The sequence below is a fragment of the Corynebacterium sp. A21 genome (assembly GCF_052266655.1).
Taxonomy (GTDB): Bacteria; Actinomycetota; Actinomycetes; order Mycobacteriales; family Mycobacteriaceae; genus Corynebacterium.
This window is the reverse complement of record NZ_JBQPQY010000010.1, coordinates 71,150-97,774: the sequence shown is the minus strand read 5'-3', so window position 1 is coordinate 97,774 and position 26,625 is coordinate 71,150. Positions and strand designations below refer to the sequence as shown.

Sequence of the window (26,625 nt, the reverse complement as noted above, 5' to 3'; positions counted from 1 at the left end):
CTACTGCTACCAAATACCTCGCCGTAACACGGACCTACAGAGTGGGGCCTCTCCCCACTTGTGGACGTCCCGACCATATGCTGAAGTGAGCGAATGGGATTGTTTGTGGGTTCACTTGCATGGTTGGCGGGCGCTGTACTATTCACGGTCAGCTACCAGCGACTGCGCATAGCCAATCCCACTGAGAAGATCCCCCAGTTCTTTGGACGCCCCACCCATCATCCTGGTGAGCTCTACGCTCTGCGAATGATCGCGATATTCCTTTTAATAGGGTCCATTTTCGCCTGGTCAGACGTTTTAGGATACTGGGCTGTGGGGTTGATCTTCATCGCCGCGATTCCCTCCATCGCCGTCGTCCAGCGGCATAATTTCAAAGTTCTGGCATGAGTTCCTCAGGAGCCTCAATGTGAAGCTGAGCATGATGAAGTTTTTTCTTCATCCCCTGGTTCGTGATCGTGCAGATCGCCGCTGACGAGCTCTGATCTCCATAACAAACTGATGTTCCTGCAGTACCTGCTGGAGCGGCGCCAGGGACACAAAATCCCTGCTGGTTCCGCGCTGCGGCCCCAGCAACTCAATCAATCCCGGAACCGCCCCGTGACGTTGCGGAAAAGCTGTCCTTCGACAGCTGTGCGTCACCTACCGAGCTTGACGAAAGCCATTCCTAGAACTTTTCATTGACCCCCCACCCCCATAACTTGCGGGCCCGCGTTCCCGAGAAGATACTGTTGCACACTCCCGCTGTGGTCCGGACTGGTGGAATCCCCACCCATCCCGGGCTGCCTGCTCACCCATGAAGAGTAAGCCTGACAACTCTATGTGCATATGCAACCAGCACCTCGACGAAGATCAACCCTCCCTGCGGTAAACAACAGGGGTACGGGAGTTGAGATCATGCTTTTTATAATGCGCGTTCCTCATACCGTGGACTATGAAGTCACACCATGGCCGATGCCTCAGAGAGGTTCACCATGTTGTCCTAGCGGGAATACCTCATCTAAAAAACGGAACGCCGCAGCCAGCGGCCCCGTTACGCATAAGTCAACACAGTCCTCGAACAGGAAGGACACCCGCTATGTCAGCAATGGTGTTCCTTGGTCTTATCGCTTCAGCAGCCCTTTTGGTCGCGTTCACGCTACTTAACATGGGAAAACTCACCCCAGACCATTACACGTATCAAATCCTCAACTTCACCGGCGCTGGCTTCTTGGCCGCCTCCGCCGCCAATCCAATGAACGCCGGCGTCTTCTGGGCCGAACTGGTCTGGGCGCTGCTGGGCCTCTACGGCATCATCTCGATCTGGGTGAAACGCCGTACCCAGAAGTCCTCCCCGACTCCTTCGACCGCCCCCATCCCGTCGACCGCCCCAACCCCGTGCCTCATAGCTGCGTAGCTGACCAGAAAAGAGTGTGAATCGTGGAACCTTTGACATTTTCCCATGAGATCGGCATCATCGCCGGTATCTTTCTCGTCCTGGCGTACGGGCTGATGAACTTCGGCGTGCTGACCACGGATTCCCCGATATACCAGGCGTTGAACGTCCTAGGTGCGCTCGGTTTTGCGTATACCGCCGTCTCGCCTTTTAACCCCGGCCTGTTGCTCACTGAGATTGTCTGGGTCATCGTTGCCGTGGGGTTTTTGTGGAAGATTTTTACCCACAAGAAAAAGGCGTCGAATGATGTGGTCGACACGGAAGCTGTCCTGGTGAGCGTCCCAGCCAGATAATGAAGAGATCGTTCGGATAGAGGTCATGGTCGCCGGGTAGGGCGGGTATCCCAGCGCGGCAACGCCGGATCGTGAAACTCAAGGCATCGATCGTCGCCGCGTCCGGCCCATCACCCACATCGCCTTCGGCGGTGAAGTCTTCATTGGTGGCGGCCCGAGATCTGATCTTGGACGGCCGATCACCCCGCTCACGCAGTGGTCAATGGATCCCCGGTACCTTTCCGACGCCCAGCGTCGGCCACCCTCCACGGCTCCCGCCAAGGGAGTAAAACCCTTACCCGGTAGAAAACCAGGTACTCCCAGGACTTCATTTAGGCTGTTAAGGAAAACACTTACCGGAGGTAACCATGGCACGCCTATTCCTACGCATCACCATCGAAAGCACGCTCGCCTGCGTCTTCTTCCTCGTCGGAGTCTGGCTGATCGGCCTCGACGGAACTCTCGCCACGGTCCTCTCGGCCGCGAGCATCATCCTCGGGTTCCTGCTGCTGGCCCACATTATTCTTGCCGCAGCTTTTGGAAAAGTGAAGACCCCCATCGACTTGGGCGCGGGGCACCGGGTCCCTGGCACACCTGACCGTCAGAGCCTCAAGAACAGCCGCTGAGAAACCTGCCCGACTGAACACAATCGGACCTGCCACCGTTTTCCGGTGGCAGGTCCGATTGTGTGTCCCACCCGCTTCGCCGGGAGCCATCACCGCCCCAGGTGGTCTCCCGGCATCGAGCTACTTCTTCTTGTTCTTCTTGTCCTTGCTCCGCTTCTCCTCAAGCTTCGCCGCCACATCGGGGACGTAGCGGAATTCCTCACGCGGCGGGCGGTGGTACTCGCGCTCACTATTCGGCCGCTTCGGGATCTTCGGCAACGGACGATCGATCTTCTCATAGGGAATCGTGGAGAGCAGGTGGCTGATCACATTGATCCGGGAGCGCTTCTTGTCCTCGGATTCCACGGTGTACCAGGGCGCGGAGGGAATATCGGTGTGGATGAACATCTCATCCTTCGCCCGGGAATAGTCCTCCCAGCGGGTGATGGACTGCAGGTCCATCGGCGAGAGCTTCCAGCGGCGCAACGGATCCTCAAGACGGTCCTCGAAGCGGGTGATCTGTTCCTCATCAGAGACGGAGAACCAGTACTTGCGCAGCATGATGCCGTCCTCGACGAGCAGGCGCTCGAAGATCGGGGCCTGGTGCAGGAAACGGCGGTACTCCTGCGAGGTACAGAAGCCCATCACCCGCTCCACTCCGGCACGGTTGTACCAGGAACGGTCGAAGATGACGATCTCACCGGCGGTGGGCAGCTTCTCCACATAACGCTGGAAGTACCACTGGCCCTGTTCCCGGGAGTTCGGGGCCGGCAGCGCCTCGATCCGCGCCGTCCGCGGGTTCAGGTACTGGGTGATCCGCTTGATGGCGGAGCCCTTACCTGCCGCATCACGGCCCTCCATGATGATGACCACGCGCGCACCGGTTTCGACCACCCACTGCTGCATATCGACCAGCTCGGCCTGGAGCCGCTTCAACTCAGCCTCATAGTCTCGCTTGGACAACTTCGGGGTGCTGTTCTTCTGCTCGCTCGTGTCCTTCTTTGTCATGATAATGAGAATACCCCGGAGAGTTTTGCGTCCTGTCGCACCATCCCGACAAGGGCCGCACCGGATCTCAGAAACTTCTCCCCCAAGCCGATCCAAGGACCTCACAGCGATGAAAGAACGTCCCGACGCCCGCCCCGCCCTGCAACCCGGGATCTCCACCCGGGAGTTCCAGCGCTGGTACTGGTTGAAGGAGGAGCTGATCAGCTTCGCCCGGGAACTGGGTATCCCCACCTCCGGTGCTAAAGATCTGCTGACCAGGAGAATCGCCGCAAAGTTGGCTGGTGAGAACCTCCCGGAGCCGGCCGTAATCCGCCGATCCCGGAGCCGTCAACTGAGCGGCGAGCTCAGCGCCCGGACCGAGATTCCGGCTGGACAGCGCTGCAGCCAGGTACTACGTGCCTGGTTCACTCAGCAGCTCGGGACGGGCTTTCATTTCGATGCCCCCATGCGGGAATTCTTTGCGAACACCGACGGCACCCAGACGCTTGCCGACGCCCTGAACCACTGGCACGTCACCCGGGAACAGGTACCGGGCAGTATCGACCCGCAGTTCGAGTACAACCGCTTCACCCGCGCTTGGCACCGGGATCACCCTGAGGGGACACCGGCGCAGCTACGCAGCGCCTGGCGGGCCTACCGCAGCCAACCCATTGATCAGCGGGGCCGAGCCTGAAAAGCGCGGCCGGTGGCGGCGTCGCAAAGCAATGCCCGCCCACCGGGGATCGGTGCGCGGGCGATGTCGCTGAGGTGGTGTTACTTGACCTGGAACTCAGCCATGCGATCCCACTCGGTCTTGCCCTCGATGAGGGTGTTGATGATCTCCGGGGTCTCCAGCAGGAGCTCCGGGAACATCTCGGTAGCATCCTTGAAATGCTGGGACTTCACGTGAGCCTCAGCACCGTCATCGGCGAAGCCCTCCAGGAGGATGTACTCATTCGGATCATCGGTGTTGCGGAACCAGTCAAAGAAGAGGTTGCCCTCTTCAGCGCGGGTGGCCTCGGTGTAGGAGGCGACCTTCTCGCGGAAGTTCTCGACATACTCGGGGCGCGGGCGGAAACGAACATTAATCAGAATCATAGATCCCACCATATAGGAGGATTCTGGATCATGTCCGCCCGGTTCCTCGGCGCCTGAGCCGCCGCACACACCCACCCTAAACCGCCTCACCGTGACCGGAGGCACAGCCTATGCACATACCCCAACCGGGTACACCTAGGTAATGTTCGGGGCATGAAGATTCGCGTCGCGGCGGCTGCCGCTCTCACCACTTCCCTTCTCATCCTCACCGGTTGTGCCGCCGGTCAGCTCCCTGAGCAGCCGCTTGAGAATTCGGCGGCAGAGTTCGAGAACCGAGACGCCCGCGAGGTTATTGCAGAACTCGACACCACCCCGGTGGCTGAGCGCCGCAGCGATATCATGGCCTCGATCCACCCTGATGCACTGATCATCACTGATGCCGCTGGCCAGGAAACCTCCCTGCCCATGCCGGCGGATGAGTTCTACGTCTCCGTGGCCCCCTATGCCACGCAGACCCATGACTGCTTCTATCACAGTCTGACCACCTGCCTGGGCGAGCTGGGAAACCAACCCATCCAGGTCAAGGTCGTGGCCGAGGACGGCACCACCCTCATCGATGAACAGATGCAGACCTTTGACAATGGTTTCCTCGGCCTGTGGCTGCCGCGTGATATCGCGGCCACGCTCACCATTGAGCACGAGGGGCGCACCGCCATCCGGGAGATCACCACCGATGCCGAAGCCGCGACCTGCCTGACTACCCTGCAGCTGGTCTAGCCGAGGAGCTGGCTGTTATTGCTCCAATTTGTCGGCCAGTTCCAGCCACTCCAGCTCGAAGGCTTCGCGCTCCCCCTGTGCCTGATGCAGCTTTGCATCAAGATCGGCGAGCCGTGCGGAATCCATCTTCTCGGCGGCGGTGGACATCTCCGTGTTGAGCTTCCCGATCGTCGAATCAATCTTGGAGATCTTACGCTCCATGGCGTTGAGCTGCTTCTTCAGCTCACGCTCTTCCTGAGAACTCATCCCCGACTTCGGGCCAGCGGAGGCCGCATCCGGGGAACTGTTATCAGCTGAGCCGAGGTTGAGGACGCCGGAATTGGCTTCCTCCATCAAGGCACGGCGACGGAGATATTCCTCAATGCCGCCGGGCAGGTTGGTCAGTTTTCCATCACCGAAAAGTGCCCAGGTGGTATCCGCGACGCGTTCGATCAGATAACGGTCGTGGGAGATGATCACCAGGGTGCCTGGCCAGCCATCCAGCAGGGATTCGAGTTCCTGCAGGGTATCGATGTCCAGGTCGTTGGTGGGCTCATCGAGGAGCAGGACATTGGGCTCGGCCATGAGTACTCGGGTCAGCTGCAGCCGACGACGCTCACCACCGGAGAGATCGCCCACCGGGGTGCGCTGACGCTTGGCGGAAAAGCCCAACCGCTCAGCAAGCTGGGAGGCGGAGAGTTCCTTCTTACCCAGCTGCACATAGCCCGCGACCTGCTGCACGGCTTCGAGAAGCCGGAGCTTGGGGTCGAGGTCATCGAGTTCCTGGCGCAACCAACCCAGTTTCACGGTCTTGCCTTCGATCCGCTTGCCGGTCTGGAGCGGATTCTCGCCAGCCAGGGCACGGAGCAACGTGGTCTTGCCGGAGCCGTTGACACCGACCAGGCCGATGCGCTCGCCGGGGGCCAGCCGCCAGGTCAAATCCTCGACCAGAACGCGACCGTCGGGGGTGGAGATGGTGGCATCCTCGAGTTCGATGACGACCTTGCCCTGGCGGGAACGCGAAAACGCCATCAATTCAACGCTGTCACGCGGTGCCGGGACATTGGAGATCAATGCCTCAGCAGCCTCAATGCGGTAGCGCGGCTTCGAGGTTCGGGCCGGGGCGCCGCGGCGCAGCCAGGCCAGCTCCTTGCGGGCCAGGTTCTGGCGGCGCTGTTCAATGGCATCGGACTGTCGGGAGCGCTCTGCCCGGGCGAAGACCCAGTCGTTGTAGCCGCCATCATAGGCATCGACCACACCGTCGTGGACCTCCCAGGTGCGGGTGGCCACGGTGTCCAGGAACCAACGGTCGTGAGTGACCACCACCAGCGCGCTACGGCGGGAGACCAGGTGGGCCGCCAACCACTGCACGCCTTCGACGTCAAGGTGGTTGGTCGGCTCATCGAGGATGATCAGGTCCAGGTCCTGAACCAGCGCGACCGCCAGGTTCACCCGGCGCTTTTCGCCACCGGACAGACCTCCGACCTTGGTGTCCAGTCCGAGATCCACGATGCCGAGGCCGCCGAGGACCTCACGGACCTTCGCGTTGGAAGCCCATTCGTAGGTTTCCAGTCCCAGCGGAGTGAGGACAACTTCAGCCACGGTGGATTCCGGGTCAAGATCGGCTCGCTGGGTGACCACCGAGAATGCGAGGCCACTGATGTGGGAGACTCTGCCGGAGTCCGGGGGTTCAATCCCGGTGAGCACCTCCAGCAGGGTGGTTTTGCCGCCGCCGTTCAAGCCGACGACGCCGATGCGTTCGCCGGACTGCACGCCGAGACTCACGCTGTCGAGCAGCGTCTTCAAGCCAAAGGACTTGGATACATTTTCCAGATTGATCAGATTAGCCATGTCGGATCCATCCTAGTTCATTGGCGGTCGGTTTTTAGCGGCCAGCTGGTTCACCTGGAATCTCCTGGGCAGTCCCTGACATTTTCCCAGAATATCCACCACTTTTCATAGCCCGGCCATGTGGACCAGGTTAGGTGACCGGTACGACAACCTCCGATGTCATCCGCCCCGCTGCCCGGTACTTCGCCTCCTTCGACAAGGCCCCCAATGTTCCGGGCAAGGAGACCCCCGATGGAACCCACACCCTGATCGTCGGCAGCGACAACAACTCCAGGTCCACCGAGCATGGCCGGCCGCATACCGTCGCCATCGAGCGCACCGAAGCGCCCGGTTACCAGCGGTTCCTCCACCAGTCCTCCAGCCGCTAGCACCGGGGCCAGGTGCGGGTGCGCAACTGGAACCGCTTCGACACCACACCTGGTATTTCCCTGCCTGAGGGCAGAGAGCTACCTGGTGCGGTGAGCCAGGATGTGCTCGTACCCTGCCTCAAATGTGGGGTAGCTCAGCGTTTCCAACAAGTTGAGCAGCAGTCCCCCGCCAAGGACAGTTCCGGTGGCTGGCTCGGTGGGCAGTGCGGGTGGTGGTTGCATCCCGAGTTGCTCCGCGATGAAGGTGACAACCTCCCCGAGGGACGCCGGCTTCTGATCTACGGCATGGACGAGACGGGGCGGATGGTCCAGCATGAGCACCTTCTCCAGGGCACGGACCAGGTCCACCTCGTGGATACGGTTGGTCCGCCTCGTGTACTGAACCGGAGTCCTCTCCACCACCTTCCGGATCATCATCTCCCGGCCAGGCCCATAAATGCCCGCCGGCCGGACGATATGCGCATCAAAGAGATCCATGGCCAGGAGTTCTCCTTCCCACAGCGTCCTTCCCCGTGGGGTAACCGGGGCGGGCGCATCATCTTCGGTGAGAGTCTGATGACCTGTCCGACCTTCAAACACCCTGGTGGAGGAGACGAACACCACCCGGGGAGGCACGACAGACAGGGCTGCCGCGAGATTCCGGAGTGCCACAAGGTAAGCATTCGGATGGTCTCCGACCGAGCTCATTCCGGGGGTGAGGGTGATGAGCATCGTGTCCACTTGCGGCAGTTCCTGCCGCACCGGTTCCCGGAGGTCCACCGACAGTGCAGCAAAGGAAGCCGGAAGACCGGCGGTGGTGCGGCGGAGCGCAACTACCTCCTCTCCTGCCGCTACCAGGCGCTCTCCCAGACTCGAACCGACTTTTCCGCAACCGACGAGCAGGGTCCGTCCTGGCCTGGCCGGAATAATCTCGGTGGGTGCGGGCTGATCCGTGTCATCCGTGAGTGGCATGTCGCTGCTCTACCTCTTTTGCTCGTTGACTCGGTATCCGGCAGCGGAAGGGGTCCCTACCGATGGGTGGGTATCCGCCGTGATCCTTTTCTCCGCCCGCTAGCCCGGTATTAGAACGTCTCCGGCAGCAATTCCGCACCGGGGGCCGGCCCGGTGGCGGTATGCACGGCCAGCACCAGGCCAGAGTCGACCAGCTCAGCAGCTACCTCGGCGGCATGCTCCGCGTCCCAGCAGAGGAAGGCGCAGGTGGGGCCGGAGCCGGAGACAATGCCGCGCAGCGCCCCGGCGGTTTCACCCGCAGAGATGATGGTCCGCAGGCCGGGACGCAGGCTGATGGCCGCGGCCTCCAGCTCATTGACCAGCGCCCCTGCTACTGCGGCGGCACTGCCTGCCAGCAAGGCGCGGCTGAGCTTGGCGGTATCGCCGGCTTCCGCCATTTCCCGTCCGGCGGCGCGCAATTCATCGAGTTTATGGAAGACCGCCGGGGTGGACAGCCCCTCCGAGGAGACTGCGAGCACCCAGTGGTATTCGCCGCGGGCCATCATCGGGATCAGGTTTTCCCCCCGTCCGGTGCCCAGCATGGTGCCGCCGTGCAGGGTAAACGGTACATCAGAGCCTAGGTCCGCGGCGATCGATTCCAGCACCGATGCGGGCAGCGGATCGGCGTATTCGCGGAGCCAGGCTTGGGTGGCTCGCAGGGCGGCGGCGGCGTTGGCGGAACCGCCGGCCATGCCACCGGCCACGGGGATCCCCTTGTGCAGGTGTAGGTCCACCATCGGCAGCTCGCCGATGCCCTCAGCGCGATAAGCGGACACCAGCTTATCGACGGCCCGCCATGCCAGGTTGCTGGAATCGGTGGGCACGCCGTTGGCTTGGCCGCTCAACGTCAGGGAGCGAACCACGGATCCATCCACCGGAGCGGTCTCGGCCAGCACCCGCAGCTCAAGGTCATCGTGCAGGCTCAGGGACTGGAAGACCGTGACCAGCTCGTGATAGCCATCGGCACGTGCCTCCCCCACCCCGAGATGCAGGTTGACCTTGGCGTGCGCGCGGGCACGGATGAGATCCACGCCCATTTAAATACCTGCCAGTCGAACGAAGTCGGCGACGTCGAGCCGCTCCCCACGCAGGGTCGGATCAATGCCCGCCGCCAGCAGTGCTTCCTCGGCGTGGACGGCCCCACCATAGTGCCCGGCAAGTGCGGCGCGGAGGGTCTTGCGACGCTGGGCGAAGGCGGCGTCGATAAGCGGCCATACGGTCCGGCGGGCCTCCTCAGACAGCGGCCAGGGCTCGGTGCCGGGTTCGAAGCGGTCGATGCGCACCAGCCCGGACTCGATCTTCGGGGCCGGCCAGAAGACGTTTCGGCCGATGGAGCCCGCGCGGCGGACCTCGCCGTAGAAGGCGGCCTTGACGCTGGGCACCCCGTAGATCTTGGAGCCGGAATCGGCGGCCAACCGGTCAGCGACCTCGGCCTGCACCATCACGAGCACCCGACGGATCGAGGGGAAGGTGGCCAGGAAGTGCAGCAGCACCGGCACCGAGATGTTATAGGGCAGGTTGGCCACCAGCGCGGTGGGTGCCTCGATATCACCGGCCTCGATCTTCAGGGCGTCCTTGTTCAGGATGTGCAGGCGATCGGCGAAGGCCGGGGCGCGCCAGGCCAGGGTGGCGGGCAGCTCGGCGGCCAGGCGGTCATCGATCTCCACGGCGGTGACCTTGGCTGCGGTGTCCACCAGCGCCAGGGTCAGTGACCCCAGGCCGGGGCCGATCTCCACCACGTGGTCCTCCGGGCTGAGGTCAGCGGCGGCCACGATCCGACGCACGGTGTTCGGATCGTGCACGAAGTTCTGGCCGAGTTTCTTCGTCGGGGTGACATCGAGCTTCTCGGCGAGCTGCCGGATCTCCACCGGACCGAGCAGCTGGGCGGACTCATCGCGTTGTTCCATGGTTGTCCAATCTACCTGGGAAAGACCGGAACCCCGCACAACGCCCATGAGGTTTCCCGCCGGGTACTCCGATAGCGTGGTCCGCACACCTCGAACAGCCCTCAGAAAGTGATCATGCAGATCATCGATCTCTCCCACCCATTCCACCCCGGCCAGCCCCACTACCCCGGTGATCCGGATCAGATCACCGAAACGGTGGCGAGCATTGCGCACGAGGGATTCCTGATGCACCGCTACAGTTTCGTGGGCCCGTGGGGCACCCATGTGGACGCACCCGGGCATTTCGATCCGGCTGGCCGCACCCTGGATCAGATCGATCCGGCGGAGCTGGTGCTCCCGCTGTACGTGCTGTCCTTTTCCAGGCCGGATCTCATCACAGCTGCCGATATTCTTGATTTCGAGGCAGTTCACGGCACCATTGGCCCGGGGAGTTTCGTCGCCGCCCACACCGGTTGGCGCTGGGGAGCTTCCGGGACCGCCCCCGGCTGGAGCATCGAGGCGCTGGAGCTGCTTCATGCCCGTGGGGTCACGGCGATCGGCCATGATCTGCCCGATACCGATCCCAGCCTGGCGGCCCAGAGCTGGTGGCTACATCATGATCACTGGCAGGTGGAGAACCTGCATAACCTCGAGAAGGTACCTGCCACCGGGGCCACGATCGTGTGTGCCTTCGCGGTACCGGTGGGCGGGGTCGGATTCCCGGTGCGGCCCCTCGCCCTGATCCCCGATACTCCGTAGTGGGCTAAGGCTTCAGACTCAGCGGATACCGAGGCTGGCGGTACAGGCGGGCCACGCACCCCAACCCTGACCGGCGCGGACCTTCTCCGCGATGGCGATCTGCTGCTCACGGGAGGCCTGGTTCGCACTGGCAGCGTAGGCGGTGCCACCGAAAGCGGCCCAGGTGGAGGCCGAGAACTGCAGGCCCCCCTGGTAGCCGTTACCGGTGTTGATGGACCAGTTACCGCCGGACTCACACTGGGCGAGGGAATCCCAGACGCTGCCGCCACCCACCGAAGGTGCGGCTGCACCCGAGGCTGCAGCCTCCGCCGGAGCACTCTCGGTCTTGGTACCACGGGCGATCACGGCAGGAACCGGCTCGCTGAGGATGGTCTCGTTCAGGACCTCTTCAGCGGTGACCTCACCGTTGACGGTGGTGATCTTCCGGGTGATGTCCTTGAGGCCGGACTTCCCCCACTCGCGGACGGTCTCCTCGCCTTCCGGTGCCTCCGGGTCATCAACGTAGCTGGTGGGGATATCGAAGCTCACCTGGGAGGTCTTCTCCTCGATGCTCACCCGATCCACGGTGATGGTGGTGTTGTGGCCGACCTTGGTGTCCGGGGCCGGGGTCACCTTGTCATGCTCACCGAGCTCGATGCCGCGCTCCTCGAGCACCTCAGCCACGGTGGCAGCCGGAATGGAGGTGTAGACGGTGTCGCCGCCGTCATTGACGGCGATGATCTTCGGCTTGGTGATCTCGAGGGTCATCCCCTCGGCGGGGATCTTGGCGCCGGGTTCAGCGGACATCTTGGCCCCGGCCGCCACGCCCGGAACTTCGGCCAGCAGCTCGTCGATGGTCAGGGCGTTGGAGGTCAGATCGGTGGAGACCCCGTCGATGATCAACGCGACCGGCTTGGCGGTACGCACGTTGATGGTGGTGGCATCGGCCAGCTTCTCACTGGGAGCCGGGTACACCAGATCCTGATCGTCGACCTGGATGCCGGCGGCCTCGAGGGCGCCCTGCACATCACCGGCCAGGGTCGAGACCGGGATCTGCTCGCCGTTGACGTCGACGATGACATCCTTCTGTGCGGCTGCGGCTATCGAGACACCGCCGACCAGGACAGCAGCTGCGACGCTGCCGCCGGCCAGGCGCATCGGAACGGATTTGATGCCTGCGCGGTTGATTCTCGACTTCTGGTGGATACCCATGAGGCTTTTTAATCTCGCTCTACTCGTGGTCCGACCTGCTCGCCCGGCCGGCTCTCGTTTCGGCTTGTTGGAAAAGCCCGGCCCCGAGGCTGCAAAGCAACCCCGGGACACATTCAATAACGGTACGATAACAAACCAGACTCGCTCTGGGGAAGGTTGCTGCCGATCCCCATTGCCACAGGCACCCCGTGGGCCCCATTCCCCCGAGTTTCCGCAGGGCAAGTCGATGCTATGAGATTGCTCACAACCAACCCCGAAAGGGGTCTCGGTTCAGTCTCAGCCCGGCAGATTCAGCCCGAAGACCTCATCGAAGGTGGCATTGAGCTCCTCCACCAGGTCCCCGGTCTCCATCTTGCGGGCCTGCGCCACACAACGCGCGGTATGTCCGATCAGGGCGGGTTCATTACGGGCCCCGCGATAGGGTTCCGGGGTCATATAGGGCGCATCCGTTTCAATGAGCAGCTGGCCACGCGGCACCAGACCCGCGATCTCCCGGAGTTCGGAGTTCCGTTTGAAGGTGATATTGCCCGCGAAGCTCAGAATATAGCCGCGATCGATGGACTCCCGCGCCATCTCCATCGGCGAGCTGAAGCAGTGCAGCATGGTGTGCCGCGGCTGCGGACTATCCGCCAGCACCCGCATCAGGTCCTCATCGGCCTCACGGTTGTGGATCATCAGCGCACGGCCGGTCGCCACCGCCAGATCGATGTGCCAGCGCAGTGCCTCCTCCTGCACCTCCAGCGAAGCGGTCTTCTCCGGCTCGTGTGTGATCCAGTAGGTGTCCAGTCCGGTCTCGCCCACCGCCACGCAGCGCGGATCGCGCACCATCTCGGATAGTCGAGCCCGGGCGAGATCGTCCAGCTCATGGGCACGGGTCGGGTGGATCCCGCAGGCGGCGTAGACCCGCTGGTGGTGTTGGGCCGCCGCCAGGGCCGCCTCCGCCTCAGCCAGTCCATCGCCGACAGTGCAGAGCTTCTCGACGCCCGCGGCCACCGCACGCTCCAGCAGTTCCACCACCTCCCCGGTCGAGGCCAGGTGGGTGTGGGCATCAATGAGCCCGGGAAGCGGTTCCGCGGGCTCAGGTTTCGGACGGGGTTTCTTCTTGGACATGGGCGTCATTCTAGACTCCACTGACATGAGCACCACGCCGAGCGCCACCTCCCTGCCAGCAATGGTGCGATCCGCCTATCCCGACCTGCACTTCGATCAGGTGGAATTTCCCCGCCAGGGACTCGATCACGCCGTGGCGATCCTGCGCGGCGGGGCCGATGGCCCCCTGGTCGCCCGGGCACCCCATTCGGATGATTACCGCGCGCAAGCCGCGACCGAGGCAGCTGTGCTGAGCACTCTCGCCCCGCTTGTCGACGCCGCCCTCCCCCGCCCGGTCTGCCTGCTCCCGGATGGCTCCCTGGCCCTGCAGACCCTGGTGCGGGGCACTCCAGCGGAAGGCCCCTGGCCAGCGGCGGCGAGTCGGCAGCTGGGGCAGCTGCTCTCGGTGCTCCACAGCCGGGACATCTCCCGGGAGCCCTTTCACCGGGTGCAGGGCTGGCGTGCCGCGGGCGGGTTGAGTACCGCCCCGCGGGCACTTCCGGCGAAGATCGCCCTGCTGCAGGAGCGCGCTGCCCAGTACCTGCCCGGGGTGCTCCCGGCGGCTGCGCTGCGCGATATCGAGAAGATCTTTTCTGACACCGACGTCCTACTGGATGGCACCCGCCCGGCGCGACTGATCCACAGTGATCTCTACGCCGATCATCTGCTCTGGGATGGCACCCGGCTCGGGGTGATCGACTTTTCCGATATGAACCTGGGCGATCCGGCGGTGGACTTCGCGCACCTGCCCGATCCCACCGCGGTACTTGAGCACTATGAGGCCGAACCAGATGAAGGCCTGTTGGATCGTGCCGGGATCTATCGACGCTGGGACGCCGTCTATTTGCTGGTTGATCACCTGCGCACCGGCCGTACCCCGGGCGGGCAGGCCTGGACTGAATTTGAGCTCGCCCGGGCGCAGCTCTGAAACCCTGGGTAAAGTGACCCACCATGCAGGTTCAACAGCTCGACGATGACACCCGCCAGTGGATCGAGGACAACCTCAAGGTTGCCGAGAACACCGGCTTCGGCTCCACCCCACCCCAGCTTTTCGAGGCCTTCGAGGCGACTCTCACGGATTATCTGGTGGCCAAGGAGAAGGAAGACTTCGATCCGACGCCGTTCATGGCCACCTTCGGCATCGCGGTCGGCGAGTATCTGCGCCGCGAACTCGCGATGGAGTGGGTCATCATCTCTGATGACTACGGCACCGATCTGGCCATCCTCCGCGAGGCCCCGGACGGCGGCCAGGTGTATTCCTGCCCGATCATCGTGGTGGGCAAACGCTTCGACGAAGACTATGAGCCGGGCCAGCTCGAGGAGTTCTGTGAACACTTCCTCAAGCTCAGCCGGGTGAAGCTGGGGATCTGAATCGCGAGGACCCCCGGGGAATTACAGTTAGCCCCGGCTCGCCAGCGCGAAGGGGAGCACCTCCCTGCCCGTGCGTTCCGCGATCGTCGAACCAGCCACGGTGACCGACCACCCGGTATCGATCAGATCGGTGACCAACAGGATCGGCCCCTCCGCCAGGTGTAGTCCGGCGATCGCCGACCAGTCGAAGTGCTCCAGCAGTCCCTGCACGCGATAGGCGGAGTTCTGGGCAGCCACCTCGCCCTCGGTGGGACGCACCGGCAGCACCCCGGCGTAGTTCATCCGGCCGACCCCCGCGATCGCCTGCCCGAGCCGTTCCACCAAAGCGTTCCCCGCTGGCTCCACCGCACCCAGGACCACCACATTCGTCGGACGCTGATCCCAGTCCCAGTCCGCCAGCACCGCGACAATACGACCCAGCCATTCATCCTGGCGCCAATCCTGTGCTGGAACCCAGCTCTTCGTCTCCAAAAGATTCCGCAGCGCGGGGCCACGCGCGACATCGTTGAGCCGACCCAGCGCCCGGCCGGCACCGATCCCCTTGATCTTGCCCTTGGCCCCGATCCCGGAGGGCCACTGGCGGCGCTGTGCCACCCGGATGCCGGGGGCACGCAGCCGCTCGGTCACCGCCTGTGCCGCAGCCGGATCAATCCGCTGATCCCAGTTCTGGCCGGTGCAGTTGGCGCAGCGGCCACAGGGCTGCGTGGCAGTGAGATCATCGAGCTGATGGCGGAGGAAGAGCATCAGACACTCCGAGGTGGACTCATAATCGAGCATCGCCTGCTGCTCAGCGCGCCGGGCGAGGTCCAGCCCGGCGTAGCGCTGGGCGTCATAGTGCCAGGCTTGCCCGGTGGACAACCAGCCCCCCTTGACCCTTCGTACCGCACCATCGACGTCGAGGACCTTGAGCACCTGTTCCAACCGGGAGCGTGAGAGATCGACCTTTGACTCCAACCGCACCGTGGACTGTGCTTCCTGGGTATCAAGCACCTGCAGTAGCCCGCGGACGGTGTCCTCATCCGGGAAGGAGACGGAGGCGAAGTATTCCCAGATCTCGATGTCCTCCACACCTGGCAGCAGGATCACCTCAGCGCGATCGGTACCACGACCGGCACGGCCGACCTGTTGGTAATAGGACACCGGTGAGGAGGGCGCCCCCAGATGCACCACGAATCCCAGGTCAGGTTTATCAAAACCCATCCCCAGTGCTGAGGTGGCCACCAGCGCCTTGAGCTCATTGTTGAGCAGTGCCTGTTCGAGCCGCTCGCGCTCCCCGGCCTCGGTACGGCCGGTATAGGAGGCGACATTCCAGCCGGCCGCCTCCAGCGCCTGCGCGAGATCCTCCGCCGCGGAGACGGTCAGGCAGTAGATGATGCCTGAGCCTTCCAACTCACTGAGGTGAGTGGCCAGCCAGGCCGGACGCGTGGTGGTGTCCGCTAACTTCACCACCGACAAGTGGAGCGCCTCACGGTCCAGACCGCCGCGCAGCAGGCCGGTGTTCTCCCCCAGCTGAGCCTGGACATCAACGACCACCCGGTCATTTGCGGTGGCGGTGGTGGCCAGCACCGGGGTGCCCTCCCCCAGCCCCGCGAGCAGATCTCGGATGCGGCGGTAATCGGGACGGAAATCATGCCCCCAGTCAGAGATACAGTGCGCCTCATCCACCACCAGCATGCCCACCGCCCGGGCCAGGTCCGGCAGCACCTCATCGCGGAAACCAGGGTTGTTCAGCCGTTCCGGGGACACCAGCAGCACGTCAATCTCACCGCGGGCGACCTGCCCCTGAATTTCCTCCCACTCGGTCATATTCGCGCTATTGAGGGTGGCGGCCCTGATCCCGGCACGCTGAGCGGCGGCCACCTGGTTGCGCATCAGCGCCAGCAGCGGGGAGATGATCAGCGAGGCGCCGGCTCCCCGTTCCCGGAGAAGTTTGGCGGCGATGAAATAGACCGCCGATTTCCCCCAACCGGTGCGCTGCACGACGAGCATCCGGCGGTGCTGGTTGACCAGGGCGTCGATCGCGGTCCACTGGTCATCGCGCAGGACCGCCCCCGGACCGGCGATTCCGGTGAGGAGGACATTGGCTTCTTCACGAGTTGCTGGGTTAGTCATGCCCCCAGCTAACACCATGCCCCGGACATCATCCGATGACCGGGGCCAGTGCTCCCATAAAAACTATCGCTGAGCTGGTGCTATTTCTTAACCGGAGCCCACTCGGGGCCGGTCTCGCCGAGCTCCGGATCGAGCTTCTCAATCAAGGGCTTCGGCTTGGCTAGAACGGTGCCCGGCACGATGTCGATCCGCTTCCAGGTAGCCAGCTGAGACTGGTAGTCACCCATGATCACCGGGTAGGACTGGCCTTCTGCGGGCAGGCCGACACCGACCGGGTTGACCGGCATGTCATCGGTAACCTCGACGATCTTCGGAGTCGCCGCCCAGATGCCCTCGCGCCCGAGGGTCTCGTGGACTTTCTGCGCGGTGTGCGGGATGAACGGGGTCAGCATGACGTTGCAGTCACTGACCACCTGGAGCGCGGTCCACAGGACGGTCGCCAGCCGCTCACGCTGGGTTTCGTCCTTGGCCAGCTTCCAGGGCTCCTGCTCGGCGATGTAGGCGTTGGCCTCACCGACGATGTGCATGACCGCACCGATGCCCGCCTTGAACTTGGATTCGTCCAGGTCCAGGCCCACGGTCTCGAAGGAGCTGGCCGCCAGATCCAGGATCTTCCGGTCGGACTCAGTCAGCGCCGCCGGCACCGGCACCTCGCCGAAGTTCTTGTGCGCCATGGCCACGGTGCGGTTGACCAGGTTGCCCCAACCGTTGGCCAGCTCATTGTTCACGCGGCGGACGAACTCATCCCAGGTGAAGTCGGTGTCGTTGTTTTCCGGGCCGGCGACGGCGATGAAGTAGCGCAGCGGGTCCGGACCGAACTCCCGGAGGAAGTCCTTGACGTAGATGACCACGCCCTTGGAGGAGGAGAACTTGGAACCGGACATGGTCAGGAACTCCGAGGAGACGACCTCGGTGGGCAGGTTGAGCTCACCGAGCTCACCCAGCTGACCACCCTTGGCTCCCTTGCCCGCATAGCCGAGGAGCTCGGCGGGCCAGATCTGGGAGTGGAAGGTGATGTTGTCCTTGCCCATGAAGTAGTAGGAGGACGTTTCCGGATCATTCCAGAACTTGCGCCAGGCCTCCGGCTCACCGGAACGCCAGGCCCATTCGATGGAGGCGGAAAGATAGCCGATCACGGCATCGAACCAGACGTAGAGCTTCTTGGCGTTGTTGTCCTGCCAGCCCTCCACCGGGACCGGGATACCCCAGTCAATGTCGCGGGACATGGCGCGCGGGCGCAGGTCCTCGAGCAGGTTCAAGGAGAACTTCAGGACATTCGGCCGCCAGGAATCCCGGCTGCGCAGCCACTGCCCCAGCGTATCTGCCAGGGAGGGCAGGTCAAGCAGGAAGTGCTCGGTCTCGCGGAACTCCGGGGTTTCGCCGTTGATCTTGGAGACCGGGTTGATCAGGTCTGCCGGATCAAGCTGGTTACCACAGTTGTCACACTGGTCGCCGCGGGCGCCCGGGGTATGACAGATCGGGCAGGTGCCCTCGATATAGCGGTCCGGGAGGGTGCGCCCGGTGGACGGGGAGACCGCACCCATGGTGGTTTCCTTGAGCATATAACCGTTGTCGTAGAGACCACGGAAAAGCTCCTGCACCACGGAATAGTGGTTGCGCGTGGTGGTTCGGGTGAACAGGTCATAGGACAGTCCCAGGCCTGCCAGATCCTCAACGATCTGACGGTTGTAGCGATCCGCCAGCTCCTTGACGCTCACGCCTTCCTTGTCCGCCTGAACCAGCAGCGGGGTCCCGTGCTCATCGGTGCCCGAGATCATGAGGACCTCGGCACCCGACATTCGCTGGTAACGGGCGAAGACATCGGAGGGAACACCGAACCCCGCCACATGACCGATGTGGCGGGGACCGTTGGCGTAAGGCCAGGCAACTGAAACGAGCACAGACTTAGACATGCGCTCCACTCTAATTTATCGGTGAGCGTTCACCGAAGTGGCATGCCAGGCAGGCTAGCGTTTGCTTTCCTTCTGACGCTGCCGGCGACGGATCTTGAGCTCCTCGCGGCGCTGGTAGTCGGCATGGAAGCGGCGTTCGCGGGCCAGTTTGGTCGCGAACTTCTGCTGTTCGCGGATATCCTTGTAGATCACGTCATTGCGCAGGTCCTTCACGATGGCGAACATCAAACCGATGATCACCAGCAGGAAGGGTACCGCAGCCACGATGGTGACGTTCTGGACATTGCCCAGGGCGGAATCGCCGCCGGAGATCAGCAGACCCACCCCCAGGATCGCGGTCAGCAGGCCCCAGGCTGCGGAGATCCACGGGTTCGCGTCCGACTTGCCGTTCTGGGAGATGGTGCCCATCACGGTGGAGGCGGAGTCCGCGGAGGTGATGAAGAAGGTACCCAGCAGAATCACCGCGACCACCCCCATGATGGTGCCACCGGGCAGCTCATGGAGCAGGTTGAACAGCTGGGACTCTGCGGAACCATCACCCCAGATGGAGTTGCCCTCACGCTCGAAGGTGATAGCGGTGCCACCGAAGATGGCGAACCAGACCACGGACACACCGGAGGGGATCAGCAAAACGCTGAGCATGAACTCCTTGATGGAACGACCCCGGGAGATCCGTGCCAGGAACATACCGACGAAGGGGCTCCAGGAGATCCACCAGGCCCAGTAGAAGATGGTCCAGCTACCCAGCCATTCGCCGGCGGTGCCATCTGCGCTCTCAGCGGTACGGCCCACCATCTCGAAGAAGCTCGAGAGATACGTGCCGACGGAACCGGGGATCAGGTTCAGGGTTGCCACGGTGGGGCCGACGATGAAGACGAAGATCGCCAGGATGCCCGCCAGAATGACGTTGAAGTTGGACAGGTACTGGATGCCCTTGCCCACGCCAGAGAGAGCAGAGAGCAGGAAGCACAGGGTCAGCACGGCGACAATACCGAGGATGACCCCCTCGCCGGGATTCTCCACCAGCCCGGCGGCGGAGAGACCCGCCCGGATCTGGATCGCGCCCAGTCCCAGTGAACAGGCGGTGCCGAAGACGGTGGCGAAGATGGCGAGGATGTCGATGACCTTGCCGAAGAGTCCATTGGCGTGCTTCTCCCCGACCAGCGGGGTGAACGCCGAGCTGATCAGTTGCTTCCGACCCATCCGGAAGGTGGAGTAGGCGATCGCCAGCCCGACAATGGCATAGAGCGCCCAGGGGTGCAGGGTCCAGTGGAACAGCGCCGCGGACATCGCGGTGCCCACCTCATTGGCCGCATGGCCGGGCACCCCGTCACGGTAGAAGGTCAGCGGCTCTGCAGCTCCGTAGAACATCAGGCCGATACCCATGCCGGCGGCGAACATCATCGCGATCCAGGAGACCGTGTGGAACTCCGGGGCTTCGTCAATCGCACCCAATTTGATGGTGCCGAATTTACTGAAGGCGATCACGACCACGAAGGCGACGAAGGTGGTGCTGAAGAGGACGAAGGCCCACCCGAGGTTGGCCACCACCCAATTCAGGGCGCCGGCTGCGGCATCCGCGAAGCCATCGCCGCCGACCAGTGCCCAGATCGAAGTGATCAGGATCAGGATGGCGGCCGGAATGACCACCGCCCAGTTGATCGGTTGGTCCTTGCGTTCGGCCGCCAGCTCAACCGGTTTCTCGCCGCGTTCGATCCCCTCCCCGATAGCCGAGGTGGAGGAGAGCATCTCCGCCAACTGCTCAGTGGCGGTCGCTGACTGCAGTTGATCATCGACCGTGATGTCCGGTGACGGAGGTGCTGCGGTTGAAGATTCAGCTTCGTGCTCAGAATTTTTCATAACCCCCAGGGTTGGTCAGCACGGTGGATATATCAACTTAAAATTGCAGTTCAAAGCCCTGAACAGACCTAACGCCTCGAGGCAGTTACCAAACCTTTATGTCCAACCGTGCAGCGCACACCCCTAGTTCCCAGTTTTGATAACGAAGCTATAACGGTTCACCCCCGAGCGGCCAGCACCGCATCATAGAGCTCCCTGGCGGATACCCCGCGCGCCGCCGCGATCTCCTTACATACCGTTTTCAACCGCTCCCCCTCAGCCACGCGCTCCGCCACCGCCGAGACCAGGGAGGTGACATCAACCTCCTCATCGCCGGCACCTTCGAGCACCACGGTGATCTCACCACGCACCCCACCGCGCGCCCACTCCGCCAGCTCGCCCAGCCCGCCCCGACGGACCTCCTCGTAGGTCTTGCTCAGCTCCCGGCACACCGCGGCCCGGCGCGCCGGGCCGAGGACCTCGACGGCGTCGTCAAGGGTGTCAGCGATCCGGTGCGGGGACTCGAAGAAGCACACCGCGCGGGCCTCGTTTTTCAGCGATTTCAGCCATTCTTTGCGTTGACCGGACTTGCGCGGGGCGAAACCGTCGAAGGCGAACTTGCCCACATTCAGCCCGGAGAGCGCCAGCGCGGTGGGCACCGCCGAGGGTCCGGGGAAGCAGGTCACCGGGATGCCGGCATCGTGGGCGGCGTTGACCAAGGCGAGTCCCGGGTCGGAGACCACCGGCATGCCGGCATCGGAGACCACCACGACGCTGCCGTGGCGGGCAGCCTCCAGCAGCTGGGTCACCCGCCCCTCCTCATTGTGATCGAAATTCGAGACCACCTTGCCGCTGATCTGCACGCCCAGGGCAGCGGCCAGGGCGCGGGTGCGACGGGTATCCTCCGCAGCGACCACCTCCGCCTGTGCCAGCGCCTGCTTCAGCCGTTGGGAGGCGTCACCGATATTTCCCAGCGGAGTCGCCACGATGATCACACCATGGGGCAGCGGAGCAGCTGCGGTTTCCAGGTCCACGGTGTCCATATTCGTGCCTTCGACGGCGGGTTCGGGGGTGTGCTCGGTGTTGTTCATGCCTCCAGCTTCCCACACCCGAAGTCTCTGCCCTCTAGACTCTCTCAGGTGAGTACCTCCGTAGCCTCCTCTATCTCGGCGCGCAGGGCCGCCCGGGTTTCCCCTCCGACCCCCCACACCTACCGGTGGTCCCGGGCGGATACCCTGAGCACCCTGGCGATCGGTCTGCTGGCACTGTTGACCCGCTTCATCGGTCTGGGGAGCGCGCATTCCCAGGGGACGCCGGTCTTCGATGAGAAGCATTATGTTCCGCAGGCCTGGGACATGGTGGAGTCCTGGATCAACCCACTGATCGGTGGTATCGAATCCAATCCCGGTTATGGGCTGGTGGTACATCCGCCGCTGGCTAAGCAGCTGCTGGCGCTCGGCGAGCTGATCTTCGGCTACTCCCCCTGGGGTTGGCGTCTGATGACGGCACTCTTCGGGGTCGCCACGGTACTGATGATCATGGCGCTGACCCGCCGGCTGAGCCACTCCTGGCAGGTGGCCACCATCGCCGGACTACTGGCGGTCTTCGACGGGGTGCTGCTGATTACCGCCCGTTTCGGCATGCTCGATATCTTCCAGGTGTTCTTCATTGTCGCCGCCGCCTGGGCGCTGACCTGTGATCACCAGCAGATACGCCAACGGCTGCACACCGCCTGGCTGAACCAGATGATGGGTGAGAGTCCCTTTGGCCCCCGGCTGGGCTTCCGCTGGTGGCGTTTCACCACCGGCGTCTTCCTGGGCCTTGCACTCGGGGTGAAGTGGTCCGGCCTGTACTACATCGCCTTCTTCGGTCTGCTCAGTGTGTTCACCGATCTCGCGCTGCGACGCCGTTATGGTGTCCGGCGCCCGGTGCTCGGCGCACTCTTCCGCGATACGCTGCCGGCGCTGGCGTCCCTGGTGCTGGTGCCCGCGCTCCTCTATATCTGGAGCTGGCGTGCCTGGTTCGCCTCCGAGACCAGCGTCTACCGCCACGCCCTGACAGATGGCACGATCGCCTCCGACTCCTGGTTGCAGGCGCTGCCGGAAGCTCTCGCCGGATGGCTCCACTATCACCTCTCGGTGTTGGAGTTCCACGGTTCCCTGACCACCTCCAGCGGACACAGCCATCCCTGGGATTCCAAGCCATGGTCCTGGCTGTTTGCCGGCAGGCCGATCCTCTATCACTCCAACACTGATCTGGAGTGCGCTGCGGGGACCTGTCGGGAGATGATCTTCCTCTTCGGCACCCCGGCCATCTGGTGGCTGACGGTTCCGGCACTGCTCTGGGGTTGTTGGTCCCTGGTGATCCGTCGCCAGCGCCAGTTCCTGCTACCGCTGATCGCCTTCGCCGCTGGTTTTCTGCCCTGGCTGGCCAGCTATGACCGCCAGATGTACTTCTTCTACGCCGCTGCGCTGGTGCCCTTCACCATCGTGTTGCTGGCCCTGGCCTGCGGTCAGCTGTGGAACTCCGCTCAGCCGCTCAAGTGGGCCAGATTGCAGCATCTGACCTGGGGATCAGTGGCGGTGTGTGCCTATCTGGCACTGGTGGTGGCGATGTTCTTCTACTGGCTGCCGATCTTCTACGGCATCCGGATCTCCGATGCCCACTACTTCGACATCATGTGGCTGCCCAGTTGGATCTAGGGGCGGGGATCTCGGGGCTAGTTCGGCTTCGCGCTGAGTGAGTCCCAGGTCTGCCGGAAGGCCGCCAGCCCGTAATTGTTAAGCCAGGACCAGGCTAGTACCGCCACCGTGAGCAGCAGCAGAAGCAGGAAGCCCAGCTGGTTTCCGGCGACCATTCCGAGTACCACATCACGTGCCGCGAAGCCGGCGCTGAAGGTCAGCAACGCGCCCACCATCGGTAGCATGCCCACCACCAGCCGCGGTTGCCAGGCGGCGAAGAAGAGCCCAAATCCCAGGGCCAGCCGCAGCGCCGCGGTCTCCACCAACAGATCCGCGTAGCCGTCATCCATGACCTGGACCGGGGATAGCGCCAAGATGTTTATGGACCAGATCATGTAGATGATGCCGAGCGTCACCAGCAGGATGCGGGTCAGTGCCAACCCCAGCGCCCGGGAGCTCGCCCGACGACGCCATTCCGGCTCCACGCCGGCCAGGATCAGCTCGGAAAGATCCGGCGCGTTGTCCACTCCGGTATTGCCTCCCAGCAGCTGCTGGTTCAAGGCGATCGCCTGCCGGTAGAAGGCCTGGCATTCCTCACAGCTGGCGAGGTGGGCGTCGATGATGTCATCGGGGTAGCCGGTGGGTTCGCCGTCCAACCGGGCAGAGAGCGCTGCCTGGACATGTTCACATTCAAGCACGGGAAAGAACTCCGTCCACGCTGGCCCGTCCGGAACCGAAGACCACGATCATTAATAATCCGGCGATGAGCACCACCGGGTATTCCAGGCCACCGCCGGAGACCAGTCCACTGTCACTGAAGAACCCCTGATCGAGGTGGACGAAGTAGGCGGCCGCCAGCATCAGCAACGCCAGTGCGCCGGCGATGATCGTGGTCAGCAAACCGATCACCAGCAGCGCACCGCCGATCAGCTCAGCGATGCCGGCGACATAGGCGGAGAGCTTCGGCTGCGGGACCTGCCAGGCGCTGAACTGCCCGGTGGTCTCGGTGATTCCGGTCAGGAAGAGTTTGTCCCACCCGTGTGCAATGAACACCAGGCCCAGTACACCACGGAAAATGAGCAGCGCTGCATCTCTCACCACCGGCTTATCCATGAGGCATAGACTACCTTCTACCCTGGTTCTTAGACGAGGCAACCACGCCCAGATGTCCCCGAGAACCCGAACTTCCCACCAGGAGAACACCATGACCACCGGTATCCGCCACCGCTACCTCGACTCACCCATCGGTATCCTCCTGCTGGTCGCCGGCGAGCAGGGGCTGCGCTACATCGCCTTCGAGAACGAGGATCTCAGCACCCTCGACATCGGTGGGATCGCCACCGCTGACCCGCTTCTCGACGCCGCCGCCCACCAGCTCGGCGAGTACTTCGCCGGCACCCGCCGCGAGTTCGAGCTGCCCCTCGACCACCCCGGAAGTCCGGGTTTCCGCCGGCAGGCACAATTCCACCTCGCCGCTATCCCCTATGGCAGGACCCGCACCTATCAGGAGCTCGCGAAGGAGCTCGACAATCCTGGGGCGGTCCGCGCAGTCGGCTCGGCCTGTGCCAGCAACCCCTTGCCGATCATCCTGCCCTGCCACCGGGTGCTGCGCAGCGATGGCACCCTGGGAGGCTATCGCGGTGGGCTGGTGGCCAAGCAGACCCTGTTGTCGTTGGAGTCCCAGTGAGTGAACTGGCGATCGGCCTCGATGGGCTGGCCCGGACCCCCTGGGCAACCACCGACCCGCTGCTACAGGCTTATTATGACACTGAATGGGGAATGCCGGTCCGCGATGAGCGAGGGCTATTCGAGCGGCTTTCTTTAGAGGCCTTCCAGGCCGGGCTGTCCTGGTTGATCATCTTGCGCAAACGCCCGGCATTCCGCGCCGCTTTCGCGGACTTCGAGCCGGCACAGGTGGCCGCCTTCACCCCGGTTGAGGTGGAACGCCTGATGGCCGATGCCGGGATCGTGCGCAATCGGCGCAAGATTCAGGCGACGATCAACAATGCCGCTGCGGTGCTGCGCCTGCGTGAGGGGGTGGGACTGGTGGACCTGATCTGGTCCTTCCAGCCCAGGTGCACCCCCACCCCGAGCAGCATGGCCGAGGTGCCCACCACCTCCAAGGAGGCTGCGGACATGGCAAAAGCCCTCAAAAAAGAGGGCTTCAGTTTCGTTGGTCCAACCACCTGCTTCGCGCTGATGGAAGCCATCGGGATGGTGGATACCCACGTGCTGGGGTCGCACCGTCGTGGTGTTTCGGGGCTCTGGCCTAGCTGACCCGGCGGTCGCGATAACGCTGGAACTCCGCGACCTCCGGAGCTGCGGCAGGTTCCGCGAGGTACCTGGTCTCCAGGTATTCGAAGTCGGGGCTCTCATCATCGCGTTCCAACACCAGGGCTCCGGGGCGGCGCAGCTGGCGCGGGAGTTGCGAGGCAGCTTCCCCGGGGTGGACCACACCCAGACGGGCGCGGCGCAGCTGCCGGATCCGACGCCGCCGCAGGGCCTGCTCCTCACGAACCTGAGAACGCAGGGCCACCAGGTAGAACCCGGTCGCTGCCACGGCGATGGCCGGCAGGGCATAAGCCCAGCCGCCGAGCACGATGGCGACCACCAGGGTCAGCACCACCGCCACACCCAGACCGATCAGGGTGCGCTGGCGACGCTGGTAACGATTCAGGGAATGGTGCTCATCGGCCTCCGGATCCCAACTGCCACGGCCGCGACGACGCTGGGCGAATTCCAGTTCCTCCTGGGAAAGCTCCGAATCCCGCAGTTCCGTCGCGGGGGTGGCGGCCAGGTCATCCTCAAACTCGGGTGCCCCGTCCTCCGTCAGCTGCTTCTCGACGCCCTCCCGGGGGCCGTCGAGCGCCGCCCGCGGGTCCAAGAAATCAGCCGGAGAGGTATACGCCTCGGAGAGCTCATAATGCTCTTCATCCTCAGCCCAGTAGGAGTCATCCACAAAGTGTTCAGCACTCCCCGCCGTTTCAGTCTCCAACTTGAGTGTCACTTCGGTTGCGGAACCCGCTTCCAGTTCGTGGACGACAGCGCCCTCCACGACAGGTTCGGGGTACTCCGCGGCAGCATCCTCGATGGATTCCCCATCGGTGCGGTTACGGTGGAACTTGGCCGAGGCGGAGGCGAAAACCCCACCCAGACCACCGGCGGCGCCGGAGTTCTCGCGGTCGTCGATAAGCACATCATCAGCATCAACGAGTTCATAGTCCTCGTCATCGCGCTCCCGGCGGGGGCGGATATCTGCGGAAGTGACCCGCGGACGGCGACGGCTGGACAACTCCCGGCTGCCACCCTCGTGGATCACGCGAGTCTCATCGAATGCCTCACCAGCCTTGCGGATCGGCTTCTGACCACGCAGAAGCAGTGGTGCAAGCACAAAGAGCCACACCACGATGATCAGTACAATCGCTAATCCTCCGGGCACGTGGGGGTTCCGCCTTCCCATTGACAATGTAGTTCACGTCTCACCC

General features: G+C 63.5%; 27 protein-coding genes. 12 read left to right on the top strand and 15 right to left on the bottom strand.

Annotated elements, in window-relative coordinates:
- Positions 1-931 precede the first annotated feature (931 nt).
- The 3 genes from ACTU46_RS12950 (at position 932) to ACTU46_RS12940 (ending at position 2,330) form a co-directional block, all read left to right on the top strand.
- The gene (locus ACTU46_RS12950) at positions 932-1,393 is read left to right on the top strand and encodes a CBU_0592 family membrane protein (protein WP_443382325.1); all 462 of its coding nucleotides are present in this window, start codon (positions 932-934) and stop codon (positions 1,391-1,393) included.
- 23 nt (positions 1,394-1,416) lie between these two features.
- Positions 1,417-1,725, top strand: coding sequence for a CBU_0592 family membrane protein (locus tag ACTU46_RS12945; protein ID WP_443382323.1), 309 nt, complete (start codon positions 1,417-1,419; stop codon positions 1,723-1,725).
- Positions 1,726-2,072: 347 nt separating this feature from the next.
- The gene (locus tag ACTU46_RS12940; RefSeq protein ID WP_443382321.1) at positions 2,073-2,330 is read left to right on the top strand and encodes a hypothetical protein; all 258 of its coding nucleotides are present in this window, start codon (positions 2,073-2,075) and stop codon (positions 2,328-2,330) included.
- A gap of 120 nt (positions 2,331-2,450) precedes the next feature.
- On the opposite strand, the gene ppk2 is transcribed toward ACTU46_RS12940, so the two are convergent.
- Positions 2,451-3,317 carry a polyphosphate kinase 2 gene (gene ppk2 / locus ACTU46_RS12935; RefSeq protein WP_443382319.1) on the bottom strand — a complete coding sequence of 289 codons (867 nt, stop codon included), beginning with the start codon at positions 3,315-3,317 and terminating at the stop codon, positions 2,451-2,453.
- A 109-nt stretch (positions 3,318-3,426) separates the two neighbouring features.
- On the opposite strand from ppk2, the gene ACTU46_RS12930 reads away from it, so the two are divergent.
- A complete protein-coding gene (locus ACTU46_RS12930; protein ID WP_443382317.1) occupies positions 3,427-3,990 on the top strand; it encodes a DUF6434 domain-containing protein in 564 nt (187 codons plus the stop codon).
- A gap of 80 nt (positions 3,991-4,070) precedes the next feature.
- On the opposite strand, the gene ACTU46_RS12925 is transcribed toward ACTU46_RS12930, so the two are convergent.
- Positions 4,071-4,394, bottom strand: a complete 324-nt coding sequence (locus ACTU46_RS12925; protein WP_443382315.1) for a putative quinol monooxygenase — start codon at positions 4,392-4,394, stop codon at positions 4,071-4,073.
- Positions 4,395-4,547: 153 nt separating this feature from the next.
- On the opposite strand from ACTU46_RS12925, the gene ACTU46_RS12920 reads away from it, so the two are divergent.
- Positions 4,548-5,111, top strand: coding sequence for a CueP family metal-binding protein (locus ACTU46_RS12920; protein ID WP_443382313.1), 564 nt, complete (start codon positions 4,548-4,550; stop codon positions 5,109-5,111).
- A 15-nt stretch (positions 5,112-5,126) separates the two neighbouring features.
- Here ACTU46_RS12920 and ACTU46_RS12915 read toward each other — a convergent pair whose 3' ends face one another.
- Positions 5,127-6,941 carry an ABC-F family ATP-binding cassette domain-containing protein gene (locus tag ACTU46_RS12915; RefSeq protein WP_443382311.1) on the bottom strand — a complete coding sequence of 605 codons (1,815 nt, stop codon included), beginning with the start codon at positions 6,939-6,941 and terminating at the stop codon, positions 5,127-5,129.
- A gap of 134 nt (positions 6,942-7,075) precedes the next feature.
- Here ACTU46_RS12915 and ACTU46_RS12910 point away from each other — a divergent pair, with 134 nt between their 5' ends.
- Entirely contained in the window at positions 7,076-7,309 is a 234-nt protein-coding gene (locus tag ACTU46_RS12910) for a hypothetical protein (RefSeq protein ID WP_443382309.1), read from the top strand.
- 78 nt (positions 7,310-7,387) lie between these two features.
- On the opposite strand, the gene ACTU46_RS12905 is transcribed toward ACTU46_RS12910, so the two are convergent.
- From ACTU46_RS12905 to rsmA, 3 genes are all read right to left on the bottom strand, one after another.
- Positions 7,388-8,260, bottom strand: a complete 873-nt coding sequence (locus ACTU46_RS12905; RefSeq protein ID WP_443382308.1) for a sugar nucleotide-binding protein — start codon at positions 8,258-8,260, stop codon at positions 7,388-7,390.
- 110 nt (positions 8,261-8,370) lie between these two features.
- Complete coding sequence (locus tag ACTU46_RS12900) at positions 8,371-9,336, bottom strand: 4-(cytidine 5'-diphospho)-2-C-methyl-D-erythritol kinase (RefSeq protein ID WP_443382306.1); 966 nt, start codon at positions 9,334-9,336, stop codon at positions 8,371-8,373.
- Positions 9,337-10,206, bottom strand: a complete 870-nt coding sequence (gene rsmA, locus ACTU46_RS12895) for a 16S rRNA (adenine(1518)-N(6)/adenine(1519)-N(6))-dimethyltransferase RsmA (protein ID WP_443382304.1) — start codon at positions 10,204-10,206, stop codon at positions 9,337-9,339.
- Between the two features lie 114 nt (positions 10,207-10,320).
- Here rsmA and ACTU46_RS12890 point away from each other — a divergent pair, with 114 nt between their 5' ends.
- A complete protein-coding gene (locus ACTU46_RS12890) occupies positions 10,321-10,944 on the top strand; it encodes a cyclase family protein (RefSeq protein WP_443382302.1) in 624 nt (207 codons plus the stop codon).
- An 18-nt stretch (positions 10,945-10,962) separates the two neighbouring features.
- Here ACTU46_RS12890 and ACTU46_RS12885 read toward each other — a convergent pair whose 3' ends face one another.
- Together ACTU46_RS12885 and ACTU46_RS12880 are read right to left on the bottom strand one after the other, a co-directional pair.
- Positions 10,963-12,135 carry a transglycosylase family protein gene (locus ACTU46_RS12885; RefSeq protein WP_443382301.1) on the bottom strand — a complete coding sequence of 391 codons (1,173 nt, stop codon included), beginning with the start codon at positions 12,133-12,135 and terminating at the stop codon, positions 10,963-10,965.
- A gap of 276 nt (positions 12,136-12,411) precedes the next feature.
- On the bottom strand, positions 12,412-13,245 hold the full coding sequence (locus ACTU46_RS12880; protein ID WP_443382299.1) for a TatD family hydrolase: 834 nt from the start codon (positions 13,243-13,245) through the stop codon (positions 12,412-12,414).
- A 25-nt stretch (positions 13,246-13,270) separates the two neighbouring features.
- Between ACTU46_RS12880 and ACTU46_RS12875 the strand changes: the two genes are divergently transcribed.
- Both ACTU46_RS12875 and ACTU46_RS12870 read left to right on the top strand, forming a co-directional pair.
- Positions 13,271-14,152 carry a phosphotransferase family protein gene (locus tag ACTU46_RS12875; protein WP_443382297.1) on the top strand — a complete coding sequence of 294 codons (882 nt, stop codon included), beginning with the start codon at positions 13,271-13,273 and terminating at the stop codon, positions 14,150-14,152.
- A gap of 23 nt (positions 14,153-14,175) precedes the next feature.
- Entirely contained in the window at positions 14,176-14,595 is a 420-nt protein-coding gene (locus ACTU46_RS12870) for a DUF3806 domain-containing protein (RefSeq protein ID WP_443382295.1), read from the top strand.
- Between the two features lie 27 nt (positions 14,596-14,622).
- Here the strand turns inward: ACTU46_RS12870 and ACTU46_RS12865 are convergent, their stop codons facing one another.
- The 4 genes from ACTU46_RS12865 to rsmI all read right to left on the bottom strand — a co-directional run bounded on the left by ACTU46_RS12865 (position 14,623) and on the right by rsmI (position 21,502).
- A complete protein-coding gene (locus ACTU46_RS12865) occupies positions 14,623-16,707 on the bottom strand; it encodes a RecQ family ATP-dependent DNA helicase (protein WP_443382293.1) in 2,085 nt (694 codons plus the stop codon).
- An 80-nt stretch (positions 16,708-16,787) separates the two neighbouring features.
- Positions 16,788-18,620 carry a methionine--tRNA ligase gene (metG, locus tag ACTU46_RS12860; protein WP_443382291.1) on the bottom strand — a complete coding sequence of 611 codons (1,833 nt, stop codon included), beginning with the start codon at positions 18,618-18,620 and terminating at the stop codon, positions 16,788-16,790.
- 54 nt (positions 18,621-18,674) lie between these two features.
- Positions 18,675-20,369: a BCCT family transporter gene (locus ACTU46_RS12855; protein ID WP_443382338.1), complete on the bottom strand. Its 1,695-nt coding sequence runs from the start codon at positions 20,367-20,369 to the stop codon at positions 18,675-18,677.
- Between the two features lie 269 nt (positions 20,370-20,638).
- Positions 20,639-21,502 carry a 16S rRNA (cytidine(1402)-2'-O)-methyltransferase gene (rsmI, locus tag ACTU46_RS12850; protein WP_443382289.1) on the bottom strand — a complete coding sequence of 288 codons (864 nt, stop codon included), beginning with the start codon at positions 21,500-21,502 and terminating at the stop codon, positions 20,639-20,641.
- Here rsmI and ACTU46_RS12845 point away from each other — a divergent pair.
- Positions 21,458-23,161: a dolichyl-phosphate-mannose--protein mannosyltransferase gene (locus ACTU46_RS12845; RefSeq protein WP_443382287.1), complete on the top strand. Its 1,704-nt coding sequence runs from the start codon at positions 21,458-21,460 to the stop codon at positions 23,159-23,161. The genes rsmI and ACTU46_RS12845 overlap by 45 nt on opposite strands.
- A 17-nt stretch (positions 23,162-23,178) precedes the next feature.
- On the opposite strand, the gene ACTU46_RS12840 is transcribed toward ACTU46_RS12845, so the two are convergent.
- Positions 23,179-23,838, bottom strand: coding sequence for a zf-HC2 domain-containing protein (locus ACTU46_RS12840; protein ID WP_443382285.1), 660 nt, complete (start codon positions 23,836-23,838; stop codon positions 23,179-23,181).
- The gene (locus ACTU46_RS12835; protein ID WP_443382283.1) at positions 23,831-24,253 is read right to left on the bottom strand and encodes a DoxX family protein; all 423 of its coding nucleotides are present in this window, start codon (positions 24,251-24,253) and stop codon (positions 23,831-23,833) included. The genes ACTU46_RS12840 and ACTU46_RS12835 overlap by 8 nt, the downstream gene beginning before the upstream one ends.
- 91 nt (positions 24,254-24,344) lie before the next feature.
- Between ACTU46_RS12835 and ACTU46_RS12830 the strand changes: the two genes are divergently transcribed.
- Positions 24,345-24,827, top strand: a complete 483-nt coding sequence (locus ACTU46_RS12830; RefSeq protein WP_443382281.1) for a methylated-DNA--[protein]-cysteine S-methyltransferase — start codon at positions 24,345-24,347, stop codon at positions 24,825-24,827.
- The gene (locus ACTU46_RS12825; protein WP_443382279.1) at positions 24,824-25,417 is read left to right on the top strand and encodes a DNA-3-methyladenine glycosylase I; all 594 of its coding nucleotides are present in this window, start codon (positions 24,824-24,826) and stop codon (positions 25,415-25,417) included. The genes ACTU46_RS12830 and ACTU46_RS12825 overlap by 4 nt, the downstream gene beginning before the upstream one ends.
- Here ACTU46_RS12825 and sepX read toward each other — a convergent pair.
- Positions 25,410-26,579, bottom strand: a complete 1,170-nt coding sequence (gene sepX, locus ACTU46_RS12820; protein ID WP_443382277.1) for a divisome protein SepX/GlpR — start codon at positions 26,577-26,579, stop codon at positions 25,410-25,412. The genes ACTU46_RS12825 and sepX overlap by 8 nt on opposite strands.
- Positions 26,580-26,625 lie beyond the last annotated feature (46 nt).

Bases quoted from the DNA above. Each gene is read 5' to 3' on its own strand.
- ACTU46_RS12855 (WP_443382338.1), bottom strand. From the start codon at position 20,369: ATGCTCTCCTCCACCTCGGCTATCGGGGAGGGGATCGAACGCGGCGAG.
- ACTU46_RS12830 (WP_443382281.1), top strand. From the start codon at position 24,345: ATGACCACCGGTATCCGCCACCGCTACCTCGACTCACCCATCGGTATC.
- ACTU46_RS12865 (WP_443382293.1), bottom strand. From the start codon at position 16,707: ATGACTAACCCAGCAACTCGTGAAGAAGCCAATGTCCTCCTCACCGGA.
- ppk2 (WP_443382319.1), bottom strand. From the start codon at position 3,317: ATGACAAAGAAGGACACGAGCGAGCAGAAGAACAGCACCCCGAAGTTG.
- ACTU46_RS12925 (WP_443382315.1), bottom strand. From the start codon at position 4,394: ATGATTCTGATTAATGTTCGTTTCCGCCCGCGCCCCGAGTATGTCGAG.
- ACTU46_RS12900 (WP_443382306.1), bottom strand. From the start codon at position 9,336: ATGGGCGTGGATCTCATCCGTGCCCGCGCGCACGCCAAGGTCAACCTG.
- ACTU46_RS12875 (WP_443382297.1), top strand. From the start codon at position 13,271: ATGAGCACCACGCCGAGCGCCACCTCCCTGCCAGCAATGGTGCGATCC.
- rsmI (WP_443382289.1), bottom strand. From the start codon at position 21,502: ATGGACACCGTGGACCTGGAAACCGCAGCTGCTCCGCTGCCCCATGGT.
- ACTU46_RS12915 (WP_443382311.1), bottom strand. From the start codon at position 6,941: ATGGCTAATCTGATCAATCTGGAAAATGTATCCAAGTCCTTTGGCTTG.
- ACTU46_RS12885 (WP_443382301.1), bottom strand. From the start codon at position 12,135: ATGGGTATCCACCAGAAGTCGAGAATCAACCGCGCAGGCATCAAATCC.
- ACTU46_RS12870 (WP_443382295.1), top strand. From the start codon at position 14,176: ATGCAGGTTCAACAGCTCGACGATGACACCCGCCAGTGGATCGAGGAC.
- ACTU46_RS12950 (WP_443382325.1), top strand. From the start codon at position 932: ATGAAGTCACACCATGGCCGATGCCTCAGAGAGGTTCACCATGTTGTC.
- ACTU46_RS12880 (WP_443382299.1), bottom strand. From the start codon at position 13,245: ATGTCCAAGAAGAAACCCCGTCCGAAACCTGAGCCCGCGGAACCGCTT.
- ACTU46_RS12930 (WP_443382317.1), top strand. From the start codon at position 3,427: ATGAAAGAACGTCCCGACGCCCGCCCCGCCCTGCAACCCGGGATCTCC.
- metG (WP_443382291.1), bottom strand. From the start codon at position 18,620: ATGTCTAAGTCTGTGCTCGTTTCAGTTGCCTGGCCTTACGCCAACGGT.
- ACTU46_RS12920 (WP_443382313.1), top strand. From the start codon at position 4,548: ATGAAGATTCGCGTCGCGGCGGCTGCCGCTCTCACCACTTCCCTTCTC.
- ACTU46_RS12890 (WP_443382302.1), top strand. From the start codon at position 10,321: ATGCAGATCATCGATCTCTCCCACCCATTCCACCCCGGCCAGCCCCAC.
- ACTU46_RS12905 (WP_443382308.1), bottom strand. From the start codon at position 8,260: ATGCCACTCACGGATGACACGGATCAGCCCGCACCCACCGAGATTATT.
- rsmA (WP_443382304.1), bottom strand. From the start codon at position 10,206: ATGGAACAACGCGATGAGTCCGCCCAGCTGCTCGGTCCGGTGGAGATC.
- ACTU46_RS12845 (WP_443382287.1), top strand. From the start codon at position 21,458: ATGGGGCAGCGGAGCAGCTGCGGTTTCCAGGTCCACGGTGTCCATATT.
- ACTU46_RS12940 (WP_443382321.1), top strand. From the start codon at position 2,073: ATGGCACGCCTATTCCTACGCATCACCATCGAAAGCACGCTCGCCTGC.
- ACTU46_RS12835 (WP_443382283.1), bottom strand. From the start codon at position 24,253: ATGGATAAGCCGGTGGTGAGAGATGCAGCGCTGCTCATTTTCCGTGGT.